Origin of the sequence: Thalassotalea sp. G20_0, assembly GCF_017744175.1 — a bacterium.
In the GTDB taxonomy this organism is placed as follows: domain Bacteria; phylum Pseudomonadota; class Gammaproteobacteria; order Pseudomonadales; family Endozoicomonadaceae; genus Endozoicomonas.
In genome coordinates, this window is record NZ_JAGHQV010000020.1 from 89,937 (window position 1) to 105,366 (window position 15,430).

12 protein-coding genes are annotated in these 15,430 nt (G+C 51.7%); 5 read left to right on the plus strand and 7 right to left on the minus strand.

From position 1 onward, the window contains the following. Window positions 1-31 precede the first annotated feature (31 nt). Window positions 32-787 carry a uroporphyrinogen-III synthase gene (locus J7438_RS13540; RefSeq protein ID WP_209276964.1) on the minus strand — a complete coding sequence of 252 codons (756 nt, stop codon included), beginning with the start codon at window positions 785-787 and terminating at the stop codon, window positions 32-34. Window positions 788-1,197: 410 nt separating this feature from the next. Between J7438_RS13540 and J7438_RS13545 the strand changes: the two genes are divergently transcribed. Next, on the plus strand, window positions 1,198-3,444 hold the full coding sequence (locus tag J7438_RS13545; RefSeq protein ID WP_209276965.1) for a hypothetical protein: 2,247 nt from the start codon (window positions 1,198-1,200) through the stop codon (window positions 3,442-3,444). A 61-nt stretch (window positions 3,445-3,505) separates the two neighbouring features. Here J7438_RS13545 and hemC read toward each other — a convergent pair whose 3' ends face one another. From hemC to J7438_RS13560, 3 genes are all read right to left on the minus strand, one after another. After that, window positions 3,506-4,438 carry a hydroxymethylbilane synthase gene (hemC, locus tag J7438_RS13550; protein WP_353620135.1) on the minus strand — a complete coding sequence of 311 codons (933 nt, stop codon included), beginning with the start codon at window positions 4,436-4,438 and terminating at the stop codon, window positions 3,506-3,508. Window positions 4,439-4,591: 153 nt separating this feature from the next. Continuing rightward, window positions 4,592-5,389, minus strand: coding sequence for a LytR/AlgR family response regulator transcription factor (locus J7438_RS13555; protein WP_286196574.1), 798 nt, complete (start codon window positions 5,387-5,389; stop codon window positions 4,592-4,594). Beyond that, window positions 5,373-6,377: a sensor histidine kinase gene (locus tag J7438_RS13560; RefSeq protein WP_209276966.1), complete on the minus strand. Its 1,005-nt coding sequence runs from the start codon at window positions 6,375-6,377 to the stop codon at window positions 5,373-5,375. The genes J7438_RS13555 and J7438_RS13560 overlap by 17 nt, the downstream gene beginning before the upstream one ends. A gap of 330 nt (window positions 6,378-6,707) precedes the next feature. On the opposite strand from J7438_RS13560, the gene argH reads away from it, so the two are divergent. From argH to J7438_RS13575, 3 genes are all read left to right on the plus strand, one after another. Continuing rightward, window positions 6,708-8,129, plus strand: coding sequence for an argininosuccinate lyase (argH, locus tag J7438_RS13565; RefSeq protein WP_209276967.1), 1,422 nt, complete (start codon window positions 6,708-6,710; stop codon window positions 8,127-8,129). 89 nt (window positions 8,130-8,218) lie between these two features. Further along, the gene (locus J7438_RS13570; RefSeq protein ID WP_209276968.1) at window positions 8,219-9,850 is read left to right on the plus strand and encodes an acyl-CoA ligase (AMP-forming), exosortase A system-associated; all 1,632 of its coding nucleotides are present in this window, start codon (window positions 8,219-8,221) and stop codon (window positions 9,848-9,850) included. Further along, a complete protein-coding gene (locus tag J7438_RS13575; protein ID WP_209201699.1) occupies window positions 9,847-11,109 on the plus strand; it encodes a pyridoxal-dependent decarboxylase, exosortase A system-associated in 1,263 nt (420 codons plus the stop codon). Before J7438_RS13570 ends, J7438_RS13575 begins: the two co-directional genes overlap by 4 nt. Window positions 11,110-11,149: 40 nt before the next feature. Here the strand turns inward: J7438_RS13575 and J7438_RS13580 are convergent, their stop codons facing one another. From J7438_RS13580 to waaF, 3 genes are all read right to left on the minus strand, one after another. Further along, window positions 11,150-11,398 (minus strand): acyl carrier protein, encoded by a 249-nt coding sequence (locus J7438_RS13580; RefSeq protein ID WP_209201698.1) that lies wholly within the window; start codon window positions 11,396-11,398, stop codon window positions 11,150-11,152. 105 nt (window positions 11,399-11,503) lie between these two features. Beyond that, window positions 11,504-12,514, minus strand: coding sequence for a lipopolysaccharide heptosyltransferase I (waaC, locus tag J7438_RS13585; RefSeq protein WP_209276969.1), 1,011 nt, complete (start codon window positions 12,512-12,514; stop codon window positions 11,504-11,506). Next, entirely contained in the window at window positions 12,511-13,596 is a 1,086-nt protein-coding gene (gene waaF / locus J7438_RS13590) for a lipopolysaccharide heptosyltransferase II (RefSeq protein ID WP_209276970.1), read from the minus strand. Before waaF ends, waaC begins: the two co-directional genes overlap by 4 nt. A 458-nt stretch (window positions 13,597-14,054) precedes the next feature. Between waaF and J7438_RS13595 the strand changes: the two genes are divergently transcribed. Then, on the plus strand, window positions 14,055-15,413 hold the full coding sequence (locus J7438_RS13595; protein WP_209276971.1) for a hypothetical protein: 1,359 nt from the start codon (window positions 14,055-14,057) through the stop codon (window positions 15,411-15,413). The last annotated feature ends 17 nt before the right edge of the window (window positions 15,414-15,430 follow it).

Consider the following 15,430-nt stretch of genomic DNA (forward strand, 5'->3'; position numbering starts at 1 on the left):
GGGCACTTCTTTCAAGGTTCCCGCTCATTTTTCACAAGAGGCAGATTTGGGCCAATGCTTGCAACATCATCTCGTTGCTGGCGCCACCGGTATTGGTTACCTGTTGGAAACCCAGGCTATGGGCCTCTCTGGCAACCCGTTCACTGGGAACAAGCAGCCGGTAGTCAGCTCGATAGGGCATGGGTAAGTAGTACCCAAGGTTTGTCAGGGTTTCGCCACTACCACAGAGAATGACATTGATTGAATGGCTTTCCAACTTTTTTACCACTGCATTGCGTTCATAGGTGGGGCAGGAACGCTGGTAAACGTCCAGTGTGTGGACCGTGGCACCGGCATTAGTGAGCTGCTCTTTCAGCACCTCCCGTCCCCCCACTCCTTTGATAATCAGGACCTTCTTATTCTGCATATGGTTAAATGCATCCAGGGTAAGAAGGGCCTCACTGTCTACGCCGGTGTCTGAATAGTCAGCCCTGATCGCAAACTGCTCAAGTTCAGCCGCTGTGCTGCTGCCAATGGCAAACCACTGGCAGTGAATTGGTAGCTGTGGCCAGTACCGTTCGACCAGCTCTACGCCCAGGCGGGCGGCCGGACGACTGGTGACAATAATATGGTCAAACTGGTCGAGCATCAGCAGGCAGTCTGTCATTGCCTGTGTTTCTGCCAGCGCATCAATAGCAAGCATCGGCACGGGCCAGGCCTGGCCACCAGTTTTCTTGATGGCATCTGCCAAAGCCTGTGCCTGAGGCTCAGGGCGGGTTACCAATGCGCGAATATGAGACAGTTTCATTATGCAGTTGAACTAATTCTTTATCCAATAAGTCAGAGTTGGTGCTGTGTTCCGTCAGGGGATGATAAGTAGCTAACCATATGAAATCATATATTTCTGACTCCTTGTGCCGGCACTCTGCTTCGTTACAACTCCGGTCACATAGCTACGGCTATGCTCCCTCCGTTGTGCCTCGCATAGTACCAGCCCAAGTAGCCAGAAATATTCGATTCCATATGGCCAGCTACTTATTCGAGCTACTCAGACGTCAAGTGCAATCAACCAGACAGAGAATATTATTCATGGAAACAAATGTGCAAGTAACGAATGCAAACACTCGAGTCGAGTCGAATTTTACACCAACATCCAACACTGAAATAGTTTTATTAAACGGGCATAGACTGAGACACACGGATACAGTTAAAAGTCGAATGTCTGATAATTGTCCAATCTGTCAAGAAGCACTATTCTCGGAAGAAAAAGGCATTATAGAAAGACCTTGCCATCATTTTGAACACCAGGAATGTATTATCAGGAAAATAACCGCCGACAATCAAGCTACAGCTATAACAATATGTGCTACCTGCAGAAGTCAAAAACCGCACGATAAAGAAAATATCTTTTATAACAGCGGTGCTGAATGGTTGAAGAAAGCTGAGCAAAAATGCGAGAGAAAAGATTGCTTATATGTCCACAAAGGAAATGACAAAGCAGTGGTGCCTGATTGTCCATATCCATATTCAATGTTTCCGGACCATGGAAGTGCGAGTGGCTTCCTCCATCAATACGGCAAATTAGTAGACGAACTTATTGTAACGCAACTGGGCTACTCCGGTATTAAAGCGTCTGGATTACGTGTGGAGAATATAACTGAGGAACAAAAGAATGAAATGGAAAGAAAGTATGGCAAAGAAAATGATTTGAAGAACCTGGTTGAGCAATTTGATGAAAACCACTGGAGAGCAGAAGAGTGTATAACCACCCTGGAACGAACATTTAATCAGGATTTTGAGCATACCCCGGCTAACACAAAGTCTGTAAGACGTAAAATAAACTCAGAAAATATGATGGATGAAAGTGAAAATATTAGAGATAGAATTCAGGACGCCAAACAAGCCTTATCAAATAGGGACATCAGTCAATCCCTTATTGATTTGCGCGCTGCGCTTGAGAATGACAGAGAGCAGTCCGGGGGGTGGGGGGTGCCTGAAGTCACATCAATGATTTCACTGTCAAATCCAAATCCTCATGAGCTGATTCCCGGTTTGGCAGAGTCAACCGATATGGATTTCTCCATGGTCAGAAACTTTTTTATAGATGGGGTGAATCATCCATTCGAAGTTCGATTGGATTCAAAGATCCTGAATGAATCCAAATCAGTGAATGAGGCTGTTTCAAATGTTATTAACTGTGTTCGGTGTGAGCTTGTGATGAGTAAACTCATGAAGAACTATCCGGCCTATTTTGATGATAAAACCAAAGTTTATTTAAAAACGCCATTTGATTACTGGGGTGATAAAATTGAGATTGTTTACAGGCATAGTAAAGAACAGGCTCATGCCATCAAGTTGAGTGAAATATTTGATTTTGAAAAAAAGGTATTTAACTTCACAGTATTCTTGGATGCCGTGGATAAATTCAAGAGTTATGGTATTAATCGCCATGATCTCAGGAATGGTCCAAAGCTTCCGGCAAGCCACAGGCCAATGGGTCGGTTCGGTATGGAACGTTCAAACCGTCAGAGCGGACTTTTTGGTCGCGATTCTGGAGGTTTGGCACCTGCAGAAAGCCCGTCCGTATCCAGGTGTTTCTTTGATGCACCCAGTGGGTTTGGGAGTTTTGGATCTGCGGCACAACAATCAACACCCCCGTCAAGACCAATGGGTTTATTTGGTACACACAGTGGGTTGACGTTTGGTTCACCCGGCGGGTCGAAAAAGGTTGGGTTTGGATCAGAGCTCTCGTCAGGATCCACGAGCTTGTTTGGTCCACCCGGCGGGGCAAAAAATGTTGGGTTTGGATCAGTGCCCTCGTCAGGATCCACGAGCTTGTTTGGTCCACCCGGCGGGTCGAAAAAGGTTGGGTTTGGATCAGAGCCTTCGTCAGGATCCACGAGCTTGTTTGGTCCACCCGGCGGGTCGAAAAAGGTTGGGTTTGGATCAGAGCCCTCGTCAGGATCCACGAGCTTGTTTGGTCCATCCGGCGGGTCGAAAAATGTTGGGTTTGGATCAGTGCCCTCGTCAGGATCCACGAGCTTGTTTGGTACACCCGGTGGGTCGAAAAATGTTGGATCTGCGGCACAACAATCAGAGCCCCCGTCAGGATTCACGGGCTTATTTGGTTCACTCGGCAGGTCGGAAAATGTTGGATCTGCGTCACAACAATCAGTGCCCCCGTCAGGATCCATGGGCTTATTTGGTGCACTCAGTGAGTTGGGAAATGTTGTATCTGCGGCACAACAATCAATGCCCCCGTCAGGATCCGCGGGCTTATTTGGTGCACTAAGTGGGGTGGGAAATTTTGGATTGATGGAGGCACCACAAGTGCCATCCAGTCCCGGTTCTGTACAAATACCCGTTGGTGGTGAACCCGGATTTACTGGCTCGGATCCCGCAACAGCATTGACATTTCTTTCTTCTCAGGAAGAAGAATTTATTGATTTTAACGATATTCTTTAGGTTTTAATCAAGAGTGGTTTACACCACACCAGATCAACACCAACGCCATCGGAAGGCGGCTTTACCTGCCACCCTCAGAGCTCAATCCAGCAAGAATTTTATCCGCCCCCTGTTTCAGCAGTGATTCAGCCACCTGAATACCCGCAGATTCATACTCTTCAGCGGTACAGGTCACTTCACTGCGATAAATGGTCTGGCCATCAGGGCTTCCGACCAGGCCTCTGAGAAATAGCCGGTCTCCGTCCAGTTCTGCAAATCCGCCAATCGGGACCTGACAACCACCATTCAGTCGTCTGTTCATGGCCCGTTCAGCACCCACCCGGATTGCCGTGTGCTCGTCGTGCAAAGGGGCAATCAGCTGTCTGGTTTGCTCGTCATCCTGGCGCAACTCAATACCGACGGCACCCTGTCCGGCCGCTGGCAGGCTCACAGTGGTATCCAGGTAACTGCGAATGCGGTCAGCCATCTCCAGTCGAATCAATCCTGCGGCTGCCAGGATGATAGCGTCATATTGGCCGTCATCCAGTTTGGCCAGACGGGTATTCACATTACCCCGCAGAAACTGAATGGTCAGATCAGGACGGGCGGCCAGTATCTGACACTGGCGGCGCAGGCTTGATGTGCCAACAACAGCACCCTGTGGGAGTTCATCCAGCGCGGAGTAGTGATTGGAGACAAAGGCATCCCGAGGGTCTTCCCGCGGGCAGATAACCCCAAGTCCAAGCCCTTCGGGAAACTCCATGGGGACATCCTTCATGGAATGCACCGCAATATCGGCGCGACCTTCCAACAGCGCATTTTCCAGCTCTTTGACAAACAGCCCCTTGCCACCAATTTTCGCCAGTGGAGCGTCCAGAATGCGGTCGCCCTGGCTGGTCATTTTGACCAGTTCGACCCGGATATCCGGATGATGGTGTTCCAGCTGCTGTTTGACATATTCCGCCTGCCACAGGGCAAGGGCGCTTTTACGGGTAGCGATACGAACGGTTTTCACAGGATTGATGGCTTCTATTGTTCAAATTAAGTGCCAGCTACAGGCAAACACACTGCTGGCAAAACAGTTGTGAGGGATAATACGACAGACCGGCTTTAAGAGACAGCGTCAGGCTCTGTTGGCATCAGCAGAGCCCGGAAGGGAGGTCAGACTTTATAGGGACTGCATGATTTTTTTGATCAACGGCACATGACGTCGGCTGATGGACAGTGGTTGTGGCACTTCCCTGAGATGGATAAAACAGTGCCCCTTATCATCCCGGGACAGACTTTCAATGGCATCACGGCGCACCAGCGCATTTCGGTGAATTCTGACAAAGTGGTGGCTATGGTCTTCTTCCAGGGTTTTGAGCGAATCATCAATCAGCACTTCACCATGACGATGATAGACCGTCACATATTTATTATCCGCCATAAAGTAGAGCACATCATTGAGGGGAACCAACTCGATACCGCGCAGGGTTTTGGCGGCGATATGGCCCTGCTCCTGATGCTCTGGCAGATGGTCGTTCAGCCAGGCCAGTTGCAGACGATTCACTTTGCTGGCACGTTGTAATGCCTGGTTCAAATGGTCCTGGCGAATCGGTTTCAGCAGATAACCCACCGCCTGGGCATCAAACGCTTCCAGGGCATGATTGTCATAGGCGGTGCAGAAAACCACGGCCGGTGGCTTGTCCATGGCGCTGATATACCTGGCAGCCTCCAGACCACCCATTACGGGCATACGAATGTCCATCAACACGATATCGGGGTGGTACTGGCTGCACAGATCGATGGCATCCCGTCCATTGCTGGCCTCATGTTCAAGCACCATAAAGTTATCAATCCGGCCAATCAGGTGTCTCAGCCGTTCCCGGGCCAGTGGCTCATCATCAACAATCAGGACATTCATTGTTCGGTGATCGGTTCCCGTCAGTAATTTATCAATGTTCTTATCAAATTTGTAAATCAACAGCGTTGTCCCATTGGCAGGGATAGTGCACCTGCGCCGTGTACCATTTGACACCGGAATGCTCCCGGATATCCGTGGTCAGGGTGGCTTTGCTGCCATAGAGCATCGCCAGGCGGGAACGGATATTGTTCAGGGCAATCTGATTGCCCTTGGAAATGGTCTCAGTATATGGCATCGGATTTTCTACAGAAATCTGAACCATTTGCTGATCAATGTTGATGCTGATGGTAATGCAGCCACCGGCCTCCAGCGGCTGAATGCCATGGTAAACGGCGTTCTCCACCAAAGGCTGCAAGGTAAAGGGAGGAATAGACAGCCTGTGCGGAAGTTCACCAACCAGCCACTTGACCTCAAGGCGGTCACCCAGCCTTTGCTGCTCGATTCTCAGGTAACTCTCGCTGATCTGTATCTCTTTCTGGATGGGGACCACAGCACTCTTATTCTGACCGGAGTTTTGCAGGCTGGCCCTGAACAGGTCTGACAGGTCTTCCACCGCCTGCTCTGCTTTTTCAGGGTTGACCTGAATCAGGCTGGCAATAATGTTCATGGAATTAAACAGGAAATGCGGACGCATCGTCGCCTGCAATGAGTCGAGGCGGGCATTGTGGATGACCTGTTGCTGCAAATTGACTTCATACTGAATGTAAAAATAGCGCAGCAGCATGGCCGAGATAATCAGTGCCGCCAGCAGATTGCGGTTGACCTGTTGCCAGTCAGGTGCAAAGTGAACAGGGGACAGTAAGGCCTGAGAGAGCAACGTAAGCAGTAGCGTAATGATCTGTACGCCCAACAGAGAAATCATGACCGACTGCCAGGTGCGAAGCCTCTTCAGGAAAGGCCTGGCCAGATAGAGAAAGGCGCTGCTGGAGAGCACAATCCACTGAACAAACAGTGACAGCATGGCCAGTCGTGTCCAGCTGAAGTCGACCTCGCCAGGCAGGGCAAGCACCTGAACCAGGACAAACAACTCAGAAATCAGCACCAGCATAAACACCGACTGACCTGACCCTAGGTCGGGGAGAAAAAAGTCATCTTTGCTGTGCCGGGTCTGGATCATCATGGGGCGGCTCTTGTTCTCAACGCTATTTGAGAACCCGTTTTTATCAGGGGCTGTTTATCCCAGACTGCCTCTCAGTTAAGAGGTAATTCATTATTGTTATCGGAAGTTTGTCTGTTCTCTTGCCCGGAAGGAGGCTGTGAGCGATGCAATCAAGCCGTGACACCGATATAATGCCTCCGCTCACAACGCGTCAATGCCGGATCGGTATTGATTGTACGTCCGTCTTTAAAAAATGAGAACCGGGTGGGGAAGAGATTAATGTCGGCAAGCCATTCAGCAGATCAGGGTGAAAAGAGCAGTAACCACAGTTCTAATCAACAATGGGGTGGGCGTTTCAGCGAAGGCGTCGATGCCTTTGTTGCCCGTTTTACCGCTTCCATTGATTTTGACCGACGCCTTTATCGGCACGATATTCAGGGATCAATGGCCCATGCCCGGATGCTGCACCGGGCGGGTATTCTGAGTGAAGACGAACTCAATGCCATTATCTCTGGCCTTGAAGGTATTCTTGAGGATATTGAGCAGGATCGTATTGACTGGTCCATTGAGCTTGAAGACATCCACATGAATATCGAGGCTCGCCTGACGGACCGTATCGGTGCTGCCGGTAAAAAACTGCACACCGGGCGCTCCAGAAATGACCAGGTCGCTACCGACATTCGTTTATGGCTGCGTGATGAGATTGACGCCATATCAGCAGAACTCAAGCGCTTGCAGCACGGTCTATTGGCGGTTGCCAAGCGTGAAGCCGACACCATCATGCCAGGTTTCACCCACCTGCAAACAGCACAGCCTGTGACCTTCGGTCATCATCTTATGGCCTGGTATGAGATGCTGGTGCGTGATGATGAGCGCCTGCAGGACTGCCGCAAGCGTGTTAATATCAGCCCCCTGGGCGCTGCTGCACTGGCAGGCACCACTTACCCTGTTGATCGGGAGTATACGGCTTCTGCCCTTGGTTTTGATCGCCCTTCCCGCAACTCTCTGGACTCCGTCAGTGACCGGGACTTTGCCATTGAGTTCTGTGCCGCCGGTGCCCTGATCATGACCCATTTGTCACGCATGTCTGAAGAGCTGGTGCTGTGGACTTCAGCGCAGTTTAACTTTATTGACCTGCCAGATCGCTTCTGTACCGGCTCTTCCATTATGCCGCAGAAGAAAAACCCGGATGTGCCGGAACTGGTCAGAGGCAAAACCGGCCGGGTCAATGGCCACCTTGTGTCATTGCTGACTTTGATGAAATCCCAACCGCTGGCTTACAACAAAGACAATCAGGAAGATAAGGAACCACTGTTTGATACGGTGGATACCCTCAGGGATTGCCTGCGGGCGTTTGCCGATATGGTGCCGCATATTCAGGCCCGCAAAGAGAACATGCTGGAAGCCGCTCGCCGGGGTTTCAGTACCGCTACCGATCTGGCGGATTACCTGGTGCGCCGTGGCATGCCCTTCAGGAATGCCCATGAAGTGGTGGGTAAGGCCGTGGCCTTTGGTATTCAGGAAGGCCGGGATCTGTCTGAGATGACGCTGGCGGAGCTTCAGGTTTTCTCTGACACGATCGAGCAGGATGTATTTGATGTCCTGACGCTGGAAGGCTCGGTAAGCGCCCGTAATCATCTCGGTGGTACAGCGCCAGAGCAGGTCCGGCAGGCTGTGCTGAATGCCCGTAAAACACTTTAAAGTGTGGCGGTGGCCTTCTATTCCCATGAAAACCCATGGGAATAGATCAACCGCCATGGTTGATATACTTTTGAGCCGTTGTTAAACCCATGAGCTTGTTGCTACACCAGATTGTTCTGCGCCAGGCAGAACGTTCGCCTTCCTCGAAAGCCCTGGGCTGCAAAGACCAGTGGTTTGATTACCAGACCGTTTCCCGACAGATTCGTTCGGTGGCCGCCGGGTTGCAAAAGCTGGGTCTGATGCAACATGAACGGGTGGCAATCTACCTGCCTAAAACGCCGGAAGCGGTCTTCAGCTACTTTGGTGCAACGGCCGCCGGTGGCGTTATGGTGCCCGTCAATCCAGTGCTGAAAGCGCCCCAGGTCTTTCATATTCTCAAAGACTGCAATGTTCGTGTGCTGATGACTAACAAAGCCCGCTATCAGCAGCTGGAAGCTGAAATTCACCAGTGCCATGACCTTATGCAAGTGATTCTGGTTGATGGTGGCCTTGCTGATGAGGACCCGGTCAATCATCTCTTGCCTGATAGCGCTTTCGTTAATCGACAATCCGCCAGCCCAATGAACTGGGCAAATTTCCTCAAGCCCTGTGCCTGGTGGGAGCCGGTGTCGTCCATTGATGCGGATATGGCGGCGATTCTTTACACCTCCGGCAGCACAGGAAAGCCCAAAGGCGTTGTGCTGTCACACCGTAATATGGTGACGGGGGCCAGCAGTGTTGCCCAGTATCTGGGCAATACACCGGAAGATCGCCTGCTCTGTGTTTTGCCCTTCAGTTTTGATTACGGTTTCAGCCAGCTGACAACGGCATTTCTGGTGGGTGCCAGTTGTTATCTACTGGAATACCTTCTCCCAGGGGATGTCATTAAAACGGTGGAGAAACAGCAGATTACCGGGCTTGGCCTGGTTCCGCCACTCTGGGTTCAGATAGCCGATCTGCCCTGGCCACAAGGGGCTGGTGACAGTCTGCGCTACTTTACCAATACCGGTGGTGCCATGCCGACGGCCACCCTGGCATTACTGCGACAGCGTTTTCGCTATGCCAAACCTTACTTGATGTATGGTTTGACCGAGGCATTCCGCTCCTGCTTTCTTCCTCCCGAACAGATTGATTTACGACCCGGGTCTATGGGTAAAGCCATTCCCAATGCGGATGTGATGGTGATCAATGAGCTGGGTGAGATCTGTGGATCCCATGAACCCGGCGAGCTGGTGCACCGTGGTGCCCTGGTCAGCATGGGATACTGGAATGATCCTGAGCGAACCGCTGAACGCTTCAGGCCTGCACCCTGTGCCATACCGGGAATTCCGGGCAAAGAGCTGGCCGTCTGGTCCGGTGATATTGTTCGTAAAGACGACGATGGATATATTTATTTTGTCGGTCGTCGCGACGATATGATCAAAACATCCGGTTATCGGGTCAGCCCAACGGAAGTGGAAGAGGTGGTTTATTCATCCGGGCTGGTGGCAGAAGTGGCGGCTATTGGTGTCCCGCACTTCCGTTTGGGGCAGGCCATCGTTCTGGTCGTAGTGAGCAGCAGTGAAATCGATGAACCCTCATTGATCCGCCACTGCCAGCAATGCCTGCCCGCTTATATGGTCCCCATCCGTGTTATCCAGCAAACGACACTTGCCAGAAATCCCAATGGTAAAATTGATCGCAAGCCATTACTGGAGGCCTACCGGAGGCTGTTTCAGGACGAGGAGGCATCTGTTTTGTGAATGATCTTGTGCAAGAGAAAATGCAAGAGAAAATGACTAAAGGACATCACCGACTGGCCAGTCTTCAGTCCAGGGATAATCAATTACTGATTGCCGGGTATACCGCTGCTGATCTGGTGACTATTGCCGGCTCTTCACCCTGCTACATCTATGACCGGCAGGCCCTGACCCAAAGAGTCGCCCAGTTTCGTCAGCAGATGCCAGCAGAACTGAAGCTTCACTACGCCATAAAAGCCAATCCGATGCCCGCCGTCGTAGGCCATATGGCACAGTGTGTGGATGGGCTGGATGTTGCTTCCCACCGGGAAATGCTGGTTGCCCTGGGTACCGGTATGGCGGCGGCCAATATCAGTTTTGCCGGGCCGGCCAAGGGAGAACATGAACTGAGAGCCGCCGTTGCGGCGGGTATTACCATCAATATCGAGTCCCCCCTGGAGTTGCAAAGGCTGTACCTTTGTCATCAGCAGCTGGGTATTCGCCCCCGTATCGCATTTCGGGTGAATCCGGACTTTGAGTTAAAAACCTCCGGCATGAAAATGGCCGGCGGCCCCAAACAGTTTGGTATAGATGCTGAACAAATGCCGTCTATTCTGGCGGAGCTGGATTTGGATAAACTGGACTTTCAGGGTTTCCATATTTTTTCTGGCTCGCAGAATCTCAAAGCAGAATCTCTGATTGAGTGCCATCAGCAAACCTTTGAGCTGGCCGCCAGGCTGGCCGGTCTGGTTGAAGCCCCGGTCAGGCATATCAATATCGGTGGCGGCCTGGGCATTCCCTACTTCCCCGGAGAACAGACGCTGGCCATGGAAGGTATTGCCGACAACCTGCAGTACCTTCTGGATCATCGTCCGGAGTCGCTCAAGTCATCAGAGGTTGTTATGGAGCTTGGGCGCTGGCTGGTGGGGGAGGCGGGGTATTATATTTGTCAGGTGACGGATAAAAAAGAATCCCGTGGACAGGTTTTCCTGATGACCAATGGCGGACTGCACCATCACCTGTCCAACTCAGGTAACTTTGGCCAGGTCATCCGGAAAAATTACCCGGTAGTTCTGGCCCATTGCCTTGACAGTGGAGAACAGGAAGTGGTCGAGATTGTCGGACCGCTCTGTACGCCTCTGGATGTTGTCGGGGCAAAACTGGCATTGCCAAAAGCGGAGGTAGGAGACTTTATCGTGGTTTTGCAGTCTGGCGCTTATGGCGCAACAGCCAGCCCCCAGAAGTTTCTCGGACATCCCGAAGTGGTGGAGTTGTTATTGTGAGAAGAACCAGGCCGGAATTATTCTGGCCTGGAAATAACCATCAGGCACTCGCCCCAACTGCGTCCACATAGGAAAGAACAGAGCCAACGGTTTCGAACAGTTCCGCGTCCAGATCATCATCATTGACGGCAATGCCAAAGGTTTCTTCCATTGCCGTAATCAACCCAACCACGGCCATGGAGTCGAACTCCGGAAGGGCCCCCAGCAGTTCAGTCTGTTCATTGAACTCACTGGTATCCAGCTTGAGAAGATCTGCCAAAATGGCGTTCATTTGTTCCAGCTTGGTCATCTATCATCCCGAGGGGTAAAAATCGGCCACTTTAGGCATTTTCCGTCTATGGCGCAACTGTGGTCGTCAGCATGGAATAAACGGAAACTTCTATGTTGTGATGGATTAACGTTCGATCTGTGACTCAAGTGCCCGCCAGACAACATCCGGTGTCATCGGTGCAAAAATTCCAGGATTGGTGGCAGGGAACTCGCCGGTTGGACAGTGTTCAAGGGTCAGGTGCTTCTGTCCCGTGCCATAAGCACCGACTTTTACCGGGCTGGTGGGTCCATAGAGGGAGACCGCCGGTGTTTCCAGTGCTGCTGTTAAATGTCCCAGGCCGGTATCAACGGCAACGGCTGCCTGAGCTTCGCAAATCACGCCAGCAACATCAGCCAGAGACAGCTTCGGCAGCACGGTGGCCCGGCTGCTGGTATTGGCAATGCGCTCTGCCCTGGCCTTTTCATGGTCATTACCCCAGGGCAATACGACCTGAAGACCGGCCTGATTCACTTTCTGCGCCAACTCACACCAGTAGTTTTCAGGCCAGTGTTTGGTTGGCCAGGTGGTTCCGTGAACAAACACCACATAATGCTTATCCTTAATCAGCCCTTTGGGGAATTTGTCTTTATTCAGCAGAAACTGACCCGGTGTTTTCGGTAATACATAGGCCAGCGATTTGGCAAAGAGCTGGCGAACACGCTCAACGGCATGCTGTTCCAATGGGACCGATTGTGGGAACTGGTAAAAACGGCTGGCAATCGGCTCACGGGCAGACTGTTTATCCAGCCCAAAGCGAGGACCTTTGGCTTTTCTGGCAATGAAAGCGCTTTTTAACAGCCCCTGGGCGTCAATCACGGCATCGTAGTTACTGGCACCCAGGGCTTTTTTGAACTGCTGCCACTCCCCGGATTTCCAGGTTTGCAGCAACGACTTGCGCCAGCGGCGCACAGCCACAGGAATCACCCGGTCAACCGCGGGATGCCAGGTTGGAATCTCGGCAAAACTCTCTTCCACCACCCAGTCAAAACGAAGACCGGGTATGGCTGATGCCGCATCGGTCAGTGCCGGAAGGGTGTGGATGATATCCCCCATAGAGGAAGTTTTAACCACCAGAACATGCCTTGGTTGAGTCAACGGGCGTTACCTCCTTCTTCGACCAGCGTTATTTCAGGATGCTTTTCACGGTTACCGTCCCGGTCGGTCGTCAGATGAGCGATGGCGGCCAGAACCCTATCTGGAGATAGCTGTTTCATGCAGTTCATATGCCCGAGCGGGCACTCCCTTTTGAAGCAGGGGCTGCAATCCAGCTTCATAGACAGTGTTGCACTGTTTTTGTTCATTGGCGGTGTATGATCGGGCGACGTTGACCCGTAAACCGCCACCAGGGGGCGATTCAGGGCCGCTGCTATATGCATCAGACCAGAGTCATTACTGACCACTGCGCTGGCAAAGGAGAGCAGGTCGATGGCATCCGCCAGCGATGTTTCACCGGCCATGTTATGGCAGTGCTGCTGCAATGCATCAGGCAGGCAGCTTTTTATTTCAGCGGTGACCGCTTGATCTTTGGCTGAGCCAAACAGCCAAACCTGCCATCCCTGTTCAGAAAGGGAGCGTGCCACTTCGGCGTAGTAATCGGTTGGCCACTGCTTGGAGGGGCCAAACTCAGCACCCGGGCACAGTGCCAGAATAGGCCTGTCGGTGTGCAGGTGGTAGCGGCCAAGGACTTTGCTGGTGGTATTACTGTTTACCTGAAGTGCCGGAATCGGCAGAGGCTTAGGTAGTGCAGCACCCTCTGGATAGGCCAGGGCGACAAACCGTTCCACCATAAGTGGGTATTGACTTTTATCCAGCCGGCGAATGTCGTTCAGTAGCCCGTAGCGCATTTCGCCACGCCAGCCAATGCGGTGCCTGATGTTGGCCCAGAGGGGCACCAGTGCTGATTTGAACGAGTTGGGTAAGGCGATGGCGTGTGTGTAGCCTTCCGCCCTCAGGCTTTTGCCCAGCTGGTAGCGGGCTTTAAGCCCCAGTTTGCCATGACCCAGGGGCATATCAATACCCTTGCGAACTTCAGGCATGCGCTCAATGATTGGCAGGCTCCAGGCGGGAGCGAGTACATCGATGATGGCATCAGGGCGTTGTTGTTTCAGGGCAATGAACAGCGTTTGTGCCATTACCATGTCCCCTACCCAGGAGGGACCGACGATCAGATATTTCATCCCGTCTGGAATTCCTTATAGTGAATGGGAGGGAATTATAAGCGCTGTTTGCGCAGGTAAAAAGTGACCGGTTAATGAGTAAATTTAACCCATGTTACGCACTTAAAGAAATCTGCCATGCTGTAATGCATGAAAAATGAGCTACTTGAACTGAAAACCAAACAGGCCAAGCGAAAAGCTGAGAAAATTAACAACGAGTATTGATTCCATTTGGTTAACTACTTACGTACGAGCACAGGGGACAAAAGCAGGCTGATCTTTACATTGATGGACTGCACCAATATTTAACCAAAGTTCCTGAAAGTACTCGCGCAGAACATCATCAGTGAAGCCAGTTTTTTGCATTAAGAAAAAAACATAATCCGGGAACTTTTAGATCACTGGATGGATCAATGACGCCAAGTATTTTTTGTACACATTTCCAATGTACTTTTATGCAACATCATCGAGGCCTGTTTATGATTCAGCAACCTATTCAGCAGTCCATTCAGCAACCAATGTATGACAGCGCTTCCGAATATTCAGTAAATGCCGTCGAACATTCCTGGCTCGGCCATGGCGTTGCTGTTGCTAAAGCATTTGCGAAATCATTGATTCCGATGGAAGATCCTCACTTCAGTATTGATCCCGATAAAGCACTGGAAGGTATTGGGCGACTGGCCACGGCAACTATCGTTCCGTTGAGTCCCATCCTTTTCATAGCGAAAGATATTGCCGATGCGTGGTTCGCTAGCTGTGTGCCCGGGCCAGATGTCAAACCGGAATTACCGCAGACATCAAAAGCAACCGGGGAAGAGGCGCAGGAAAAAGAACCCGGCTCGAAAGACGCACCCCTTCAACAGCCATCCCCAGCCCGCTATCAAGGGAGTCAGGGAACCAGAGGACTGCTTGCACTTGGTACGCTGGCCAGCTCTTTTCACTATGCCAATTCGGATGCCATTGCCAATAGTTCACAAGCCATAAAGATTAACGATACCCAAACCCTGGGCAAGATTGGTCGGGATCTCGGCTATCCACTGAACGGTACATACCAACAGACGGCGGATATTGTTGTCACTCAAGACTATCAATCCATTGGCAATGATACCCACCCATTCACCGGGAAGTACGATGGGCAGTGCCGTACCATCAGAGACCTGTCTAACTGTCTTGTTGGCACTCTGAAAGGCCGCATCAGTGACCTTCACTTGACTGGTGCCAATATAATAAATTCCACGGAGGTGACTGGGTTAGCAGCCTGTGTTGTTGATGTTAATGGCACAGTCATTGGTGTCCGGGTCGAAAATGCTCGTATTTCCACTTGGGGTTACAGAGCTTACGCGGGCATTGGGGGAGGGGAGGTTAGAGGAACGGTTGCCAACACCACGGCGGTGAACAGCACGGTTGAAACCTCGGGTAATTTTGCATACGCCGGCATCGGGGGGGGGCTGGTTCACGATGGAGGAATGGTTGCCAACACCATGGCGGTGGACAGCAGGGTCGAAACCTCGGGTCTTTATGCATGCGCCGGCATCGGGGGGGGAGCGATTATCAAAGGAACGGTTGCCAACACCACGGCGGTGAACAGCACGGTTGAAACCTCGGGTAAATTTGTACACGCCGGCATTGGAGGGGGGCTGGTTCACGATGGAGGAATGGTTGCCAACACCACGGCGGTGGACAGCACGGTCAAAACCCACGGTCAATCTGCACACGTCGGCATTGGAGGGGGGTGGGTTGACGATGGAGGAGCGGTTGCCAACACCACGGCGGTGAACAGCACGGTCGAAACCTCGGGTCTTTATGCACGCGCCGGCATCGGGGGGGGGGGTGATTGATGGAAATGTTGCCAACA